Source organism: Parapedobacter pyrenivorans, from assembly GCF_014636865.1.
GTDB lineage: Bacteria > Bacteroidota > Bacteroidia > Sphingobacteriales > Sphingobacteriaceae > Parapedobacter > Parapedobacter pyrenivorans.
Window position 1 is genome coordinate 1,465,687 of sequence record NZ_BMER01000001.1, and the last position, 16,294, is coordinate 1,481,980.

Consider the following 16,294-nt stretch of genomic DNA (forward strand, 5'->3'; position numbering starts at 1 on the left):
TTGTACTACGTCATTCGTCCCTCAATGAATCAACTGGATTAGCTACTGCGGCTTTGAAAGCTTTGATGCCAATGGTTAGCATCGCAATTGTCAGGGCCACCAGCATCGCAACCGCAAACAGCCCAGTGCTTAAATTAATGCGATAAGTAAAATTAGCCAACCAGTCATGCATGAAATAATAGGCAATCGGTGCCGCCACGCAGAATGCAATAACTACCAAATAAACGAACTCTTTGGAAAATTGATAGACGATACCTGCGACACTTGCGCCAAGCACCTTCCGGATTCCGATTTCCTTTACTTTTTGGCCCAGCATAAAGGACACCATCCCATATAGTCCGATGCTGGATATTACGAGCGATAATGCCGCAAACAATTGGTACACCAGCGCCATTTTTTCTTCCTGTTCGTAAAATTTGGCGATATTATCATCCAAGAAGCTAGCCTGGTAATAATGCTCCGGGTAAAGCTGTTCAAACCGTTGCTGGATTTCAACCAATGTGCTTTTCCCGGCGCCTTTCTCCAGTTTGATACCGGCTACGTAATAGTTGCGCTTCAAGGTAGTAATGATCATCGGGCTGACTTCTTCTCGCAGCGAGTTGGGTATAAAGTCTTTCACAACCCCGGCAACGGTCATCCAACTATCCATAAATCCAATGCGGATTCGCTTACCTATCGCATCTTCGGCACTTGGTAAACCCAATTTACGCACCATGGTCTCGTTGACCACGGCCGCTTTGGCGGTATCGCTTTCCGCATAGGCATTGCCTGCAACAAAGGTCAGCGCATAGTTGTCAAAATAGTCGGCGTCAGCGAATTTCATAGTGGTGGGGAACGTGATATCATTGCCCGATTCCGTTCCATCGAAATAGAAATTTGACTGCCATTTGTTGTCCGATGAAGGAACGTCGCTCGCCAGGCTCACCGACTGAATCTGTGGGAGCTGTAATAACTGCTGCTTGAAAATCGATACCCGCTGGTTCTCGCTGTTGTCGCTAGGTACTTGCACTACGTAAACAGCCGCTTTGTCAAAACCCAGATCGGCATTCCGGATATAGGTCATTTGTTTTACGGCCACCAGTGTGCCGATCATGAGCAATTGAGCGATGGCGAATTGTACAACCACCAAGCTCTTCCGCACGGGAACTCCCCCCAGTTGGGCGGTATTAGTCTTATTCTTGAGCGCAGCAATGGGTGTAAAACCGGAAAGGACAAGTGCCGGGTAGCCACCCGACAGCAGGGTCATCGCCACGAGGGCTATACCGAGAAATACAACGGTATTCCCTTGTAGTAAAGTAGGGCGATCAGGCATGTTGGAAAAGTGATGCACATAAGGGAGCGCGATATAGACGATCCCGATTGCAACGACCATCGATAGAAAGACAAGTAGGAAGGTTTCACTGAACGATTGTGCAATCAAGCCCCGCCTGGAACCCCCTAATACTTTCCGAACACCAATTTCCTTGCCTTTACCTAGCGCTTGGGCGGTACTGAGGTTGATGAAATTGATGGCTGCCATGATGAGGATGAACACGCCGATGAGCGCCAATGTGGTCAAGGTAGACCGCTTAACCATTCGATTATCGAGCACATTGCCGTAGCGTGTGTCAAAATGAATATCGCTCAGTGGCTGCAAGTGTAGCAACCTATTTCTTCCGTTGCCTTCAAAATATTTTTTGGCTAAGCCTTCCAATTGTTGGCCGATAGCGGCCCTGTCCTCATTGGGATCAAACAATACATAAGTCTGGAAGCTGCTGCTTACGCCATTCCAATTATCGGCATCGTAGTCAAACAGACTCGAATTTGCCTCCAATGTCGGGAAGGAGGCGAGTAAGTGATAAGGAAAGTTGCTGTTTTGCGGAGCGTTTTCCACAACAGCGGTAACCTGGAGCGTAATAGCATTGGCCAATTGGAGTTGCTGTCCTATGGCCTGCTGCCATGAGCCAAAGAAGCGGTCGGCAGTCTCCCTGTCGAGGACGGCACTATTGGGCACCGTCAGCGAGGTCGCATCTCCAGCAAGCCACGTTGCGTCAAAGAGCTGGAAAAAATCGGCTGTTGTAAAAATGACCTGTTCGGAATATTTGTCGATCGGGTTTTCCTGGTTTTTATTAGGTACATCTACCTGGCCACCGGTTGCTAGCAATGGTACGATGGCCTTCAATTGAGGCATGTCTACCTGTAGCGCTTGGGGTAACGGATTAGCGACTCCCGCGTTGTAATCGGACGAATTTTCGTGTTTCGTCTCCGTTACAATCCGGTAGATATGTTTGTAGTTTTTATGGAAGCGATCATAGCTCCACTCATGCTGCACGATCACAAATAAAATCAACGCCGACGCAATTCCCAAAGAAAGCCCCATCAAATTGATTAGCGATGTCCGCCTTTGGCGGATGATATTTCGCCATGCGATTTTGAGGTAGTTCGTTATCATGCTTATTGGTCTTAGTACAAAAGTATTTAGTCATTAGATAACAGCGGTCAGAACGTTCGTTTTTATCGTTTCCCGCTTTCACTGTTTTAGCCTGTTGCAGACCCTACCTAGGGTACAACAGCGGAGCGCCTCGGATCCAGATGGAGCGTAACAGGCTAAAGCTTTACTCATCCCGCAATGAATCTACCGGGTTCACGACTGCCGCCTTAATTGCTTGGAAACTCACTGTTAGCAAAGCGATCGCTACTGCCGCCAGCCCCGCCGCGGCAAACATCCACCATTCGATATCGATGCGATATGCGAAACCGGCCAACCAATTGTTCATCGTCCACCAGGCAATTGGGCAGGCGATGACAATGGCCACCAAAACAAGCTTTACAAAATCTTGCGAAAGGAGCGATACCACACTGCCCACTGACGCACCCAACACCTTTCGGATACCGACCTCCTTGGTGCGTTGTTCGGCGGTGAATGCAGCCAAGCCGAAAAGGCCAAGGCAAGAAATCAATATGGCAAATAAAGCAAAGTAATAGGACAATTTACCGACAATCTCTTCACTCTTATACAACTTAGAAAACTCCAGATCCGAGAACTGAAAGGTGAAAGGAGTTTTTGGATTTAATGCTTTGCAGAGCCGTTCAAGCGTCGCAATAGCGTCTTTTGTGCTGCCTGCTTTGGTACGCACCAGGATAGTGCCCCATGTCCAGTTTTCGTCTAGCCGAATGATCAATGGTTCGATAGCTTGATGGAAGGAGTTGAAATGAAAATCCCGAAGTATACCGATGATTTTGCCCGGACGGTTCCCCCAATCCACCGTTTGTCCGATGGCTGATTGGAAGCCCATCCGTTCCACGGCGGTTTCGTTCAGCAAGTAGGCAGCCGAATCTGCTCCAAAAGCCTTCGAAAAATCGCGGCCCTCCTTTAGCTGGAGCTGTAGGGTCTCTGCGAAATCGTAGCCCACCACGGCATCGGCAAAAGATACCATGAGATTAGGATCTTTGCCCTGCCAATTGATGCTTCCTGTATGGTGTTCAATTACTGTCGGCGAATTGCGCATCTTCGATACCGAAAGGATTCCGGGATGATTTTCCGCTTCTGTTTTAAATGTTTGATAGTTTTTTACCAAATCACCTTCAATAGGGATGTAAACCAGATTCTCCCGATCATAGCCAATATGCGTCGTTTGAATAAAGCCAAGTTGGCGATAAATCACCATCATGCCCAATATTAACATGACCGAAAGGGTGAATTGGAAGACTACCAATCCCTTCCGGAGGAGAACCACACCGCCCAACCGGAGGTTATTTTTCAGTACATGGATAGGCCGCATGGAAGATAAATACAGTGCAGGGTAACTTCCGGCTACCATACCGACAGTGATAAGTAGTGCGAATACCGAAAGCCAGAAACCGGATGCTGAGAGCGGCAGTGCCAAAGCTTTTCCCGTAAACTGGTTGAATACCGGTAGGAAGCCAAAAGCGAGTATAAGTCCGACTAGGAGTGCGCACGCCGCGAGCAGGAACGCTTCCATATAAAACTGCGTGATCAAAGAGAATCGGGAAGCCCCGATAGTTTTGCGAAGCCCGATTTCTTTGGCCCGTTTAACCGAGCGGGCCGTTGCCAGGTTCATGAAGTTGATACAAGCGATGAGTAGTACGAATGCGGCAACCCAGCTAAACAGCCGGACGTATTCGATACGCCCGCCAGTGATATATCCGTCCTTAAAATTTGAGTATAAGTACCGTTCGCCATAGGGTTGCAAAGCCAGTTCCGTTCGGAAGCCCTCATTCTTATCCGTGTAATGATAGATGAAATCTTTTATTTTAGCTGCTACATGTTGCCGGTCGGCATCGGCACGCAACTGCACGAATGTTGAGGGAGAGGTGTTACCCCAATTATGTACCCAGGCATTTTCGCTGACAAAATCGCCCCACCCCCTTAGGAAGTCAAACTGCTGGGAAGCATGGACGGGAAGGTTTTCAAAGACTGCTGTCACCTGCAGGTCTCCCTTATTCTCAAACCGGATGGTCTTGCCTATAGCGTTTTCCGTGCTGCCAAAAAAAAGATCGGCCATTTTTCGTGAAATGGCAATCGCATTCGGCATAGTCAACGCCGATTGTTTGTCGCCCTGCAGCACGGGGTAGCTGAACATGTTTAGAAAATCGGCACCGACAAAAAATCCCATCATTTTGTTGACATTGTCATCCACGGAAAAGGTACTAGCCGTGCCGGGGGCTGCTACATATTCCATCCCGCTTGCATATTCGATCTCCGGAATATTTTTCTTAAGTTCCTGGGCCAAAAGCCCCTGGGTTTGGTAAGCACCTGCTACCTTTCCATCGTAAAAATTCCGTTGATAGACTTGATAGAGCTCGTCGCCATTCGCGTGGAATTGATCGACGCGCAGCTCATCCTGAACCCAAAGCAGGATAAGCAGGGCACAAGAAATACCCAATGCCAAACCGACTATATTCAAGAAGGAAAAGCCTTTGTTTTTTGTAATGCTTCGTAAAGCCGTACTGAAATTATTCCTTATCATCTCTAATTTTGTGCTGGCAACAAATCACTTCGTGATCAGTCCGTGTTCAAAAAAATAGCATCAACTACGCCAAAACATTAATTTGCTCATTATTAGTTTTTTATGATGAAATTGTTTTGGATAGGTGTTCGATTTCGAACACCTGTTGCCCAAATACGAACAGTATTGAATCATCGGGAAACGACGCGGGCTTTCTTTGGTAAATGGTACGAAACCGTCTCCCTGCAAAATGCATGTTGATTTTGTTGTGTACATTTGCCGGGTATTTATAAATTGAACATGATGTTTTTTGGAAGACTATTTTTGATCGGGTTATTTGGCTCTTTTTTGGCTTCATCCACGGTCCAGGCACAAAGTATATTTGATAAAGTAAAGAAAGCTGTAAAAAATCAACAAGAAGAGAAGACAAGTGATGATAGTAAGAAAAGCAACTCGGACCTGACCGGCATATCCACCGGAGAAATGTCCGGTGCGCTTAAAGAAGCGTTGAATATCGGTGTAAAAGAGGGGATACAAAAGCTCGGAGCCGAAGACGGATTCTTTAAGAATGAGCTCGTTAAAATCCTACTCCCGGAGAAATTGAGGAAGGTAGATGCCACGCTACGCGGTATCGGATTGGGCAGCTTGGCCGACCGGGGGTTGCTATTGCTTAATCGGGCCGCTGAAGATGCAGTACAGGAAGGCGCGCCGATTTTTGCCAATGCGATCACATCGATGACATTTGACGATGCGAAAAACATTTTGCTGGGTGATAGCGTAGCGGCGACCAATTACCTGAAGGGTAAAACATCCGAACAACTTTTTACGGCATTCAAACCAAAAGTGGAAGGTTCTCTGGGTAAAGTCGGTGCAGACAAAATCTGGGAACAGATCATCAGCCAGTATAATGGGATAACCAACCAGTCGCTCGAAACGGATCTGAACAGTTATGTGACGCAGGAAACCGTTAGCGGGGTATTCAAGATGGTTGCAGAAAAAGAAAGCGCCATCCGGGACAATTCGGTATTCCGTACTACCTCACTGTTGAAGAAGGTGTTTGGCGCAGTCGATTAACCGCTAGCAAACATGACGTTAGCTAGCGAATATGCCATTGTTGGAGGCGGGGTTGCGGGGATTTCCACAGCCATTGCCCTTGCCGGTCTTAAAAAAGATTTTCTGGTTTTCGAACAGGCTCCGGTGCTGAAGGGTATCGGGGCTGGCTTCGGTTTGGCTGCCAATGCTATGCAGGCGTTTGAATATTTAGGCCTTCGGCAGGAGGTCGAAGAAATCGGCTTCTATACCGATACCTATGAAGTCTTGGACCATAAGGGCCGTGCCTTGATTGCGCCCGATGCCCAGAGCCTGAGTGCGCGATACAATCAAAAGAACCTTACGGTGCACCGCGCAGACCTACATCGCTATCTGCAAGAAAAGCTGCCTCCGGAATCCATACAGCTCGGTAAGCGCTTACGGCGGTTTGAACGAGCTGGCGATGGGATCGCCTTGCATTTCGAAGATGGCACAATGTACCGGTGCCGGTATTTGATCGTTGCAGATGGCGTTAATTCCATTGCTCGGCAGCAATTGGTCCCCGGCTCCAAACCCCGTTACTCAGGTTATACCTGTTGGCGGGCCACGATTACCAATGGTGCTATCGGATTACAGCGCGGTTCGGAAACGTGGGGCCCTGATGGTAGGTTTGGAATGACGCCGTTGGTAGATGATCGCATTTACTGGTACGCTTGTGTCAATGCGTCGCCAAACAGCAATGTATATAGAAATTATTCGGTGCAGGATCTATTGCGCAACTTCGGTGGTTACCACCATCCGATTCCTGAAATCCTGTCGAGTACAAAAGATGAGGATCTGATCTGGAACGATATCATCGATATCAAGCCGCTATCACGTTTTGCTTACGACAACATTTTACTGATCGGTGACGCCGCACATGCCACTACCCCCAATATGGGGCAAGGAGCTTGCCAGGCCCTTGAGGATGTAGCCGTGTTGACCGACGAGATGAAGCGGACCAGCCTCGTTGAACAGGCATTCAAAAACTTCGAAAGGCGCCGGTTAAAGCGGACAAAATACATCACCGATACCTCTTGGCGAATCGGTCGCGCCGCCCAATATACCCATCCGCTAGTGATCGGTATCCGCAACTCGTTACTACGGATCATGCCCGCAGCATGGGCGCAGGGAACGTTAAAAAAGCTATTAGAAGTGGATTTTATGGCGATATCAGCGTCGAAGTGATGGATCGCAGGATATCCGTCAGCAACCGCTTACGGTAAGGTGTGCAGCAATTCGCGGGCAATCACCCGGTATCCCTTGTCCGAGGGATGCAGCCCATCGTATGTCATGTCGATGGCCGCTTCGGGATAGGGATATTCATCGGTTTCGGGATTGAAGACAACTTCCGTATAGGTTGGGTATCGGTATTGGCGGTACTTACCGGATGCTGGTTCTTTCAGCCATTTGAATTTCACCAGCTTTTCGAGCTTCAGCTTGGGGTGATGATAAAGGTCGACGACCTTGAATCCCGCTTCGCGGCCGATCGCTCGGATCGTATCGGCGAATTGTTCGAGCGTTTGGCCATTTCGGTTCGGTTTATAGGAGCCCCAGGCGTTGTTCTTAAAATCGTTGATGTATACAAAGTCGGCCCGCTGCATGGGTGTGATCAGGATGATATCGGCATCGGGGTTCAGCTGCTTGAGTTTATCGGCTATGATACGGAAAGAGCCGCTTGTGGTGGCGGTGCCTGTCTTGTTCCGGTAATCAGCCAGTGAACCGAGGAGCAATCCCGCCCACCAATCATTCGTGCCCAAGAAAACCGTGTAAAAATCCGCCTTTTCCAATTCCAGGTTATCGATTTGCTCTGCGATGCGTACCGCTGTCCAACCGTTATGCCCCTGGTTGATATAGCGCATGTCCTGTCTTTCCTCCGTTACCAACGTCATATAGCCTTTGGTTATGCGATTGCCCGTTTCGTCAGGATGCTCGTTGAGGTATGTAATGGAATCACCGAGCGCGAGCCAAGTCTGCTGCTTTTGTCCGAAGGAGCAGCAAAGGAGGGCAATGATGACGAACAGCATGGAGTGTTTCATATATCGAGTTAACGGTGTCATATTAATTTCCTTCACCAACCAACGTTAATCGACCGTACAGTTGGTTGAGTAATGCACACGGATCCAAGTCAATGGCTTTCGCGATGAGATAGAGTTCATCGGCCCGCAGCTTGGCTGTTGGTGTCAGTGTTAGTTCGTTCATCCGTGCTTTGCTCAGGCCCGTCCGCCGCGCTACCATCGACTTATTAACCGACCGTTTAGCCAGAATTTCTCCTAGATCTGTCATTTAATCTGCTCTTTTGTGATGATAAATATAATTATTGTATAGAAAATATGAACGATTGTTTGTTTTATTGAAATATTAACTATACGTTTGTATAGATTTTCTATCTAATTATTGATTTTTTATGGAAACAACCGCAACTCAACAACTCGTAGAACGGCTCATTCAGCACCGCTATTATGTCTTGGAGAAATTGGATGGATCGTCCGTTACCTATTATTTGCACAACGGACATTTTGGGGTTTGTTCTCGAAACCTAGAGCTGTTAGAATCACCCGATAACACGCTTTGGAAGTTCGCTCATGAGATTGAGCTTACTCGCAAATTGAGTTCGCTTAATCGAAATATTGCGTTACAAGGTGAGCTCATTGGAGAAGGGGTCAAGGGAATCCATATAAACTCGTAAGCCAGACGGTACAGTTTTTTATGCGTTTGATATTGACAAACACCGATACCTACCCATGGACGAATTTTTCCGACTGATGGAAAAGCTGGAACTTGAAACTGTCCCTTTATTGGCTGGGAACTTCCAGTTGCCGGACACCATTGACGAGATTTTGGGGCTGGCAGACGGTGACGCCGAACTAAGTCCGCCTAATAAACAGGTTGCCCGAGAGGGATTGGTGTTTCGCAATGCTGATTGTACCGTTTCGTTCAAGGTAATATCTAATAAATTTCTACTGAAAGGTGCTAATTAATTTCCCAAGTGTTTGAAGTCCTTTTTTCGACCAGAATACAAGCAACAGCATTAGTTTACTTAACATTAAATTATGAATCAGAATATTCACGTTAGCGGCAATGGAGATGCCCGGAATAACGATTTCTCTACTCGCAACGATTCCCAAACCACCAATCACATCTACCTCCATCCCGGTCCGAACCACGGGGAGTTTGACAACTGGATGCGGAAAATCGGTTCGCTTTTGCAGGTGGCGTCTGAACACGCGGCGCTGAAACCGGTGTTGGAATTGATGACCGCCGTGTTCGAACCGCAGCGGCTGTTCTTAATCAATCACCCTGCATTGCCCGAGTTGGATGTTAATGCCTACGCCGAAATCCTCGTTGTGATGGATCGGTCGCAAATCACCTCAAAGAAAATGACCAAAGGCATCCTCGACCTGGCATGTTTCCGGCAAAAAAATGTGGTTGTCAATTTTGAAACAACAGCCAAATTCGAACGAGCAATCAGCCAAGGACAACCTCATCATTGCCTCTTTTGCAGCCAAGAAAACCTCGTGTTTTCGGGGAGTCCTTATCGGCTTCAATCAGTGTCTGCTGAAACGCTCGACGAAGTGAGAACCGAGCTACCGGAAAAACTGGACCGACTATTCGCGCAGTCGGGCGTATTCTTGTCGGAAGCCGAGCGGTTGAAAAGCCAATCGCCCAATGTAGCAGCTTTGATGTTACATCATTGCCTGGAATACTTATATAAGAACCTGTTGTCTATCTTCAGTTTTGAATTCCCAAAAACTCACCGATTGGGAAGGCTTCAGCCGAAGGTGGCTAGGTGTTTCCCGCAGGCAAGCGCTGCATTGAGTGAAAATATCGCGGGTTTGCTTGATTTCACGCATAGTTCGATAACGGGCTTGCATTTCGATATCGACGAAATCTGGGATGCGGAAAGTGTATTCGAAAAGGTAGATAACGCACTGAAGGTGACGAAGGCTGTAATTGAGAACCGAGTGGCGTTGTTATCTGGAGGTTCTGGTAATCTTGAGCAAAGCGAAAACAGCGAAAGAACGGTAGCCAAGAGAAAAAGTGTGGAACAACTAAAGAAGGAATTGGTGGAAGTTTCGCGAAATAGCGATGGACATAAATTTGACCGTGAAGAAGCCAATGATTATGAATAGGATTGTCGTCGGCACCAATGCGCTAATGTATAGTATTAACTTCAAGGAACAAGGTGAAGTGGAAAAAGACTTCAAGCCAGCGGACTACAAATCCTGGAATGTCACAATCTTTATCTCTTGGATAATAGCCAGTCGATAATCATTTGTAAAAAAATAATCCGCTTGGTTTTCTAGAGCCGTAGCAACTTGTATCGCATCTGGCGTTTTCAAGTTATATTTTGCCCTTAATCCGGCTGCACCTTCAGCAATATCATTAGACACTTCAGCTAAAAGAATACCGGATGCGTTCAAGAGAATTTCTTTGTATTGATCTACCAGTCTGTGTTTTCGCTCTCTTAGGGGCTTAACCAAAACTTCCAAAAGGGTAATCGAAGAAGTAATAAACGTAAAATCGCCGTTATCGTTGGCGGTAAAACACGCCATCAGCTTCTCCTGATATTCAGAATGACCCTCAATGAAATAGATAAGGGGTGCCGTATCTAAAAATACGGTCTTTTGATAGAAATCAGTTATTACCACTGCCTTTCCTGCTCGATGTATTCATCAATATTGGTCTTACTCCAAAGCGAGGACCCGATACCAGAAATAGAACTGAGTTTGACTTTATTTCTCGTAGTATCAGATTTGCGAATTAGTAATGCCAATTTTTCCAACAAACTCAATTGATCAGCTCTGTTAAGCTGTTTAACCTGAGTTAGAATCGTGTTTATGTTTAAATCTGCATTCATATCACAAAAATAATAAATATTATTCTAACCCGCTATCTATTAGGTTAGAAGAACTGCTTCAAAGAAGACAACGAGAACCCTAAACTCACCGATTGGAAAGGCTTCAGCCGAAGGTGGCCAGGTGTTTCCCGCAGGCAAGCGCTGCATAGTGAAAATACCGCGGATTTGCTTGATTTCACGCACAGTTCGATAACGGGCTTGCATTTCGATATCGACGAAATCTGGGATGCGGAAAGGGTATTCGAAAAGGTAGATAATTTGATTGACACTTCTGCCGTAATCAAGTACGTCAAGGGCACTTTTCCTGAACGGCATTAGCGTTTTTAGATGACCGGATGAAAGTAGATACAGGACATATCCGCGTGTTCTGGAAAAGCGCTGTTGCGGCTTTGTGAGGTTGAATTTCTACCACGACATAACATCGTTTTTTAATGTTTCAATGGTAAGCAAATTGCCGTACTTGACCTAGTCAATCGCCTCGATAGACCGGATAGCAATACCCGAGAAACAGTCATCCATGCAGCCGTTCGGCACGAAGCCCGCTGAAGAAATCAGGCCATCATTTTTTGCGTCAAAAGAAATTTGTGCGTCATCCCGTTTTTTCAACCATACCGTGCGGGCCGTCTCGTAAATCTCATCCAGCGTCTGGATAGGGCTGGCTGGGGAAGACTCATGAACCCCCAATTCAATCGCGGTCTCCGTCCATTGCAGTCCCTCGTGGAAGGAACTTCCCTCATGTTCCAGAAACTCTTCGGCCGTAAATCCCAAGCCATTCAGCAAGTCATCGAGCGATGCCGAAACCCAACCCTCATCCGGCCTGCGGATGTCATTGAATACCTCGTATCGGAAATCCCGTTGCACCACCTTCCCTTCCTTAACGGTGATAGTAGTCAGCCAAGAGGATCCTGTCCAGGTAGCACCAGACACTTCGTAGCGGTAATTGTTGCCACTTGATGCCTTAAAATTCAGCCAAGCTTTGTAGCTCTGCTCGAAACGGCTCTCGTGTTCGATATCACCTTTTTCACAGGCGTTAAAGACGGTGATGGCCAACAGGGCCAGTAATGCGTATACTTTATTCATAGTTGGAATTTTAGTGCTAAACGCAAAGCAGCGCACTTTTGCTACAGGGGATCTAGTGATTTAAATAGTTCGTGGCTACGGTCATCTCAACGAGATAACCGGGAAAGCAAAATTTAACTGTAAAGGTAGAAAGACCGCTGAGCGATTCGCTTTTTTGCGCAGGATGATTAGCTTTGTGGCATGATGAAGCGACTTCGGAGATACATCATGACGCTGAATCAATGGCGGATTCAACGGTTGTCAAATCGAAATTTCCTTATCGTTTTGTCGATCTTGGTGGGCATATTGGGTGGTCTAGCTGCTGCTGCACTTAAAGGCTTGACGCATTCCATTGCGGCGTTTCTACAGGATGAGGTACAATGGGAATATAAATATTACCTGTATCTCTTCTTTCCGTTGATAGGTATCCTATTGAGTGTTGTCTATGTGAGGCGATTTATCAAAAGTAAGCAAATGGCGCATGGTATGACCCCGATTATGTATGCCATATCACGTAGATCCAGTAGGATTGAACCCCACAATATGTATTCGCAGATTATTACGAGCGCATTGACTATCGGCTTTGGTGGTTCGGCCGGACTGGAAGCGCCTATCGCCAATAGCGGTTCGGCAATCGGGGCCAATATCGGACGAGTTTTTGGGCTCAATTATCGCGAAATTACGCTTTTATTGGCTTGCGGGGCTGCTGCGGGGATTGCCGGTGCCTTCAACAGTCCGGTGGCGGGGATGATTTTTGCAATTGAAATCCTTTTGCCGGAATTTTCGATACCGGCATTTATTCCGTTGCTGATGTCAGCGGCCACGGCTTCTGTGATATCGAGATTGATCTACAGCGAACCGCTGTTTCACCTGCTGACGGATGACTGGAACCTCGATGCGTTATTTTTTTATGTTCTTTTAGCGGCCCTGATCGGTTTGTTTTCCATCTATTTTTCCAAGTTAAGTGCTGCGGTCAACAGCTGGTTTGCAGGTATTACAAATCCATACCGGAAAGTGTGGTTAAGCGGACTTAGCTTGGGATTGCTCATCTTTCTTTTTCCGGCTTTATATGGCGAGGGGTATTTGGCTATCCAGCAAATACTGAATGGGAGTTATCATGCGCTATTGGACAATAGTATTTTTTCAGGTTATAGCCAATATGGTTATCTGATTGTCCTTTATGCCCTCATTACGGTAATTGCAAAATCATTTGCATCGCTAATTACCTTAAATAGTGGCGGCAACGGTGGTATATTCGGACCCACGTTGGTGATGGGGGGCCTATTGGGCTTTGCTTTTGCCTACGGATTGAATCTCACAGGACTGGTGTCGCTGGATATCGCGAATTTTGTAGTAGCGGGAATGGCCGCGGCACTTAGCGGCATCATGCACGCTCCGCTCACCGCTATCTTCCTAATCGCTGAAATTACGGGTGGGTATATGCTGATGGTGCCGCTGATGATTGTTACATCTATTGCTTACCTGATCAATCGTAGTGTGATGAAACATTCCATCTACACGAAGGCGCTGGCGGAAAAAGGGGATTTGCTTACCCATGAAGATAAGGATCGCACCGTATTGAGCATGATGAAACTGCGGTACGTGCTGGAGAAGAACTTTACAATTCTCCACCCACATGAACGACCCATGGATAGACGGTACGATATCATTCATACCAAACGAAATATTTTTCCAGTGGTAGACGACCAGGGCAAGCTGTTGGGAATCATCTATAGCGAGCGATTATTTGAAATTCTACTGGGTGAATCCAATGAACGGGATAAAACGGTAGCCGATTTGGTACAGAAGCCCGCAGATACGGTTTTGGTGGATGCCAATATGGAGGTGGTGATGAATAAGATGAACCGCGAGGATATCTGGATTCTGCCCGTTGTTGATAAATCGGGAATTTATATGGGCTTTGTCTCTAAATCGGCTGTTTTCAACAAATATCGGGCACTGCTAATGAGACAGGCTGATTACCTGGGTTAGGGAGTGAGTTAACATTAACTTAACTTAATCACAATCATTAACTAACAATAAGTTCACAATTTTGCAGCACTAATAGTAGATAGGGGTTTCCATGGAATATATGTTGTTTATTGTCGCAGTATTGCTTGTATTGGCTGTTGCGGACTTGATTGTTGGTGTGAGCAATGACGCCGTCAACTTCCTGAATTCAGCAATAGGTAGTAAGGTAACAACCTATCGGAATATCATCCTGATCGCCTCCGCGGGTATCTTGATGGGTTGCTTTTTTTCAAGTGGAATGATGGAAATCGCCCGTAAGGGTATATTCCAGCCGCAGCACTTTACCTTCGATAAAGTCATGTGGATATTTTTGGCCGTTATGCTTGCCGATATCGTTCTCTTTGATGTTTTCAATTCGCTTGGTTTGCCGACCTCAACGACCGTTTCCATTGTCTTCGAACTGTTGGGGGCTTCCATGATCATGGGCTTTTTATTTGCTGCTGAGAAAGGGGAGGCTATTGGCGAGGTGATGAAGTATATCAATGTGGATAGCACATTCTCAATTATATCAGGTATTTTTCTGTCTATTTTAATCGCGTTTACCGCGGGTGTAGTCGTCCAGTTTGTCATTCGTTCGGCCTTTACGTTCCAATACGAACAACGACTAAAAAGTCTGGGTGCCCCGTCTTCCGGTATGGGGATTACCGTTATCGTGTATTTCCTGCTAATCAAAGGCCTTAAGGGAACTACACTGATGCAAGCTGAGTGGGTTGGTATAATCTACGAGCATATCGTGCTTGTGTTATTGCTTATTCTCACGGTCTCGACGGCGCTATGCTTCTGGCTTCAAAGGCGATATCAGCTGAACCCGCTTAAGATCGTGGTACTGGCAGGAACCTTTTCCTTAGCCATGGCATTTGCAGGTAATGACCTCGTTAATTTCATCGGGGTGCCCATTACCGGGCTCTTAGCCTATGAAAATTGGGTAGAAAGCGGCGTTGCTGCCGACGCACTCTATCAAGATTTTCTTGCCACAAGTGATGTGATCGTGCCTAATTACATGCTGCTGATAGCCGGATTGGTTATGGCGCTGACGATTTGGCTTAGTGCGAAAGCGAAGAAGGTAACGGAGACGGAAATCAACCTCGGGAAGCAGGGCGATGACGGAAGTGACGATCGGTTCAAACCCAATAATGTGTCACGTCGGGTGGTGAAAACTGCAATGCTGCTGGGAAACGTCTTCGATGCGGTTATACCACGTAATGTGAAACGGCGATACGATTTGAGTTTCGAACGGGATAAGCTGAGCAAAGCAACGCGGGTTGGCGAGGATGCGCCAGCCTTTGATCTTGTCAGAGCAGGAACGAATTTGGTCTTAGCTAGTATACTGATTGCTTGGGCAACCTCACAGAAGCTGCCGTTATCAACCACCTATGTGACATTTATGGTGGCCATGGGTACCTCGCTGGCCGATAAGGCGTGGGGCCGTGAATCGGCAGTATACCGCGTTACGGGTGTGCTCAGCGTAATAGGTGGGTGGTTTATCACCGCATTGATTGCGTTTTCCGTAGCGGGTTTCTTCGTGTTCGTGATTTATCAGGGGGTAGTGGCAACCGGCTTTTTAATGGGGGTGGTACTCGTTTACATCATCATATCCAACATCACGTTCGCCCAAAGGGAACAGAAGTCGAAAACCGAAAGGAGCAGACTGAGTTTGCTGGAAGAGCCGGATCTTGATGTATACATCCGCAGTAAGAATATGCTGGTAACGATGATCATTGAAATCTCCGGGCACTATAGTACGGTTTTGAATGGGATACGGGCAGGCGACGTGTCGGCGATCCGGAAGACGGATAGGGAACTGATGGACCTGATCAAATACTCATACAAGCTGAAGCGTAATAGCCTACGGGCTATCCGGAAGCTGGGTGCTGCGGACCGCCGATCAGCCGAAGTCATTGTGCATGGTGCCGACCTCATACAGGATATGCTTCAGTCGGCAAAATTCATGAGTGCGGAAAGTGTCCAGTATATCGAAAACCTGCATGCCCCCCTTGCCGATGGTTTCATTGTCACCCTGGAAGGGTTGGGAGACAAGATGGACAAATTCTTCCGGCTGGCGATAAATGAACTTAACGAAGAAGACGGACCGGATGTACCCTTGCTTCGTCGAAGCCGGAATGAAATCCGCGAATTCATCAATATCAATTTTGGGAATGAATTGGACATTATCCGTCGCAAAGACATAGGGAGCAAGCAAGCATTGCTTCAGACCAGTATTTTTCTTCAAAGCCGGGATATACAGGCGGTACTTTTCCGGATCTGCAAGATCTATGGTCGGTTTGAGAATTAAAAGCACTAAATTTTTATCGCTGTGGCCTCTTCA

At 46.9% G+C, this 16,294-nt stretch carries 13 protein-coding genes and 1 pseudogene; 7 read left to right on the plus strand and 7 right to left on the minus strand.

The features are described 5' to 3' along the window. Nucleotides 1–10: 10 nt before the first annotated feature. Nucleotides 11–2,431, minus strand: a complete 2,421-nt coding sequence (locus IEV98_RS05845; protein ID WP_188504943.1) for an ABC transporter permease — start codon at nt 2,429–2,431, stop codon at nt 11–13. Between the two features lie 163 nt (nt 2,432–2,594). Next, nucleotides 2,595–4,970 carry an ABC transporter permease gene (locus tag IEV98_RS05850; RefSeq protein ID WP_188504944.1) on the minus strand — a complete coding sequence of 792 codons (2,376 nt, stop codon included), beginning with the start codon at nt 4,968–4,970 and terminating at the stop codon, nt 2,595–2,597. A gap of 279 nt (nt 4,971–5,249) precedes the next feature. On the opposite strand from IEV98_RS05850, the gene IEV98_RS05855 reads away from it, so the two are divergent. Both IEV98_RS05855 and IEV98_RS05860 read left to right on the plus strand, forming a co-directional pair. Further along, entirely contained in the window at nt 5,250–6,023 is a 774-nt protein-coding gene (locus tag IEV98_RS05855) for a DUF4197 domain-containing protein (protein ID WP_229738596.1), read from the plus strand. A 12-nt stretch (nt 6,024–6,035) separates the two neighbouring features. Further along, the gene (locus tag IEV98_RS05860; RefSeq protein WP_188504945.1) at nt 6,036–7,205 is read left to right on the plus strand and encodes an FAD-dependent monooxygenase; all 1,170 of its coding nucleotides are present in this window, start codon (nt 6,036–6,038) and stop codon (nt 7,203–7,205) included. Between the two features lie 29 nt (nt 7,206–7,234). Here the strand turns inward: IEV98_RS05860 and IEV98_RS05865 are convergent, their stop codons facing one another. Together IEV98_RS05865 and IEV98_RS05870 are read right to left on the minus strand one after the other, a co-directional pair. Then, a complete protein-coding gene (locus IEV98_RS05865; RefSeq protein WP_188504946.1) occupies nt 7,235–8,056 on the minus strand; it encodes an SGNH/GDSL hydrolase family protein in 822 nt (273 codons plus the stop codon). 22 nt (nt 8,057–8,078) lie between these two features. Next, a complete protein-coding gene (locus tag IEV98_RS05870) occupies nt 8,079–8,303 on the minus strand; it encodes a helix-turn-helix domain-containing protein (RefSeq protein WP_188504947.1) in 225 nt (74 codons plus the stop codon). A gap of 121 nt (nt 8,304–8,424) precedes the next feature. On the opposite strand from IEV98_RS05870, the gene IEV98_RS24560 reads away from it, so the two are divergent. The 3 genes and pseudogenes from IEV98_RS24560 to IEV98_RS05885 all read left to right on the plus strand — a co-directional run bounded on the left by IEV98_RS24560 (nt 8,425) and on the right by IEV98_RS05885 (nt 10,150). Beyond that, on the plus strand, nt 8,425–8,706 hold the full coding sequence (locus IEV98_RS24560; RefSeq protein ID WP_188504948.1) for an RNA ligase family protein: 282 nt from the start codon (nt 8,425–8,427) through the stop codon (nt 8,704–8,706). A gap of 22 nt (nt 8,707–8,728) precedes the next feature. Beyond that, nucleotides 8,729–8,998: pseudogene (locus IEV98_RS24565) on the plus strand (RNA ligase family protein); the annotation flags it as partial. 72 nt (nt 8,999–9,070) lie between these two features. Then, nucleotides 9,071–10,150 carry a HEPN domain-containing protein gene (locus tag IEV98_RS05885; RefSeq protein ID WP_188504949.1) on the plus strand — a complete coding sequence of 360 codons (1,080 nt, stop codon included), beginning with the start codon at nt 9,071–9,073 and terminating at the stop codon, nt 10,148–10,150. A gap of 84 nt (nt 10,151–10,234) precedes the next feature. Here IEV98_RS05885 and IEV98_RS05890 read toward each other — a convergent pair whose 3' ends face one another. The 3 genes from IEV98_RS05890 to IEV98_RS05900 all read right to left on the minus strand — a co-directional run bounded on the left by IEV98_RS05890 (nt 10,235) and on the right by IEV98_RS05900 (nt 11,958). Beyond that, nucleotides 10,235–10,669: a type II toxin-antitoxin system VapC family toxin gene (locus tag IEV98_RS05890; protein ID WP_188504950.1), complete on the minus strand. Its 435-nt coding sequence runs from the start codon at nt 10,667–10,669 to the stop codon at nt 10,235–10,237. 248 nt (nt 10,670–10,917) lie between these two features. Beyond that, on the minus strand, nt 10,918–11,193 hold the full coding sequence (locus IEV98_RS05895; RefSeq protein ID WP_188504951.1) for a hypothetical protein: 276 nt from the start codon (nt 11,191–11,193) through the stop codon (nt 10,918–10,920). A gap of 150 nt (nt 11,194–11,343) precedes the next feature. Further along, complete coding sequence (locus IEV98_RS05900) at nt 11,344–11,958, minus strand: hypothetical protein (protein WP_188504952.1); 615 nt, start codon at nt 11,956–11,958, stop codon at nt 11,344–11,346. Nucleotides 11,959–12,138: 180 nt separating this feature from the next. Here IEV98_RS05900 and IEV98_RS05905 point away from each other — a divergent pair, with 180 nt between their 5' ends. After that, nucleotides 12,139–13,929 carry a chloride channel protein gene (locus tag IEV98_RS05905; protein ID WP_188504953.1) on the plus strand — a complete coding sequence of 597 codons (1,791 nt, stop codon included), beginning with the start codon at nt 12,139–12,141 and terminating at the stop codon, nt 13,927–13,929. Nucleotides 13,930–14,020: 91 nt separating this feature from the next. Next, entirely contained in the window at nt 14,021–16,261 is a 2,241-nt protein-coding gene (locus IEV98_RS05910; protein ID WP_188504954.1) for an inorganic phosphate transporter, read from the plus strand. Nucleotides 16,262–16,294 lie beyond the last annotated feature (33 nt).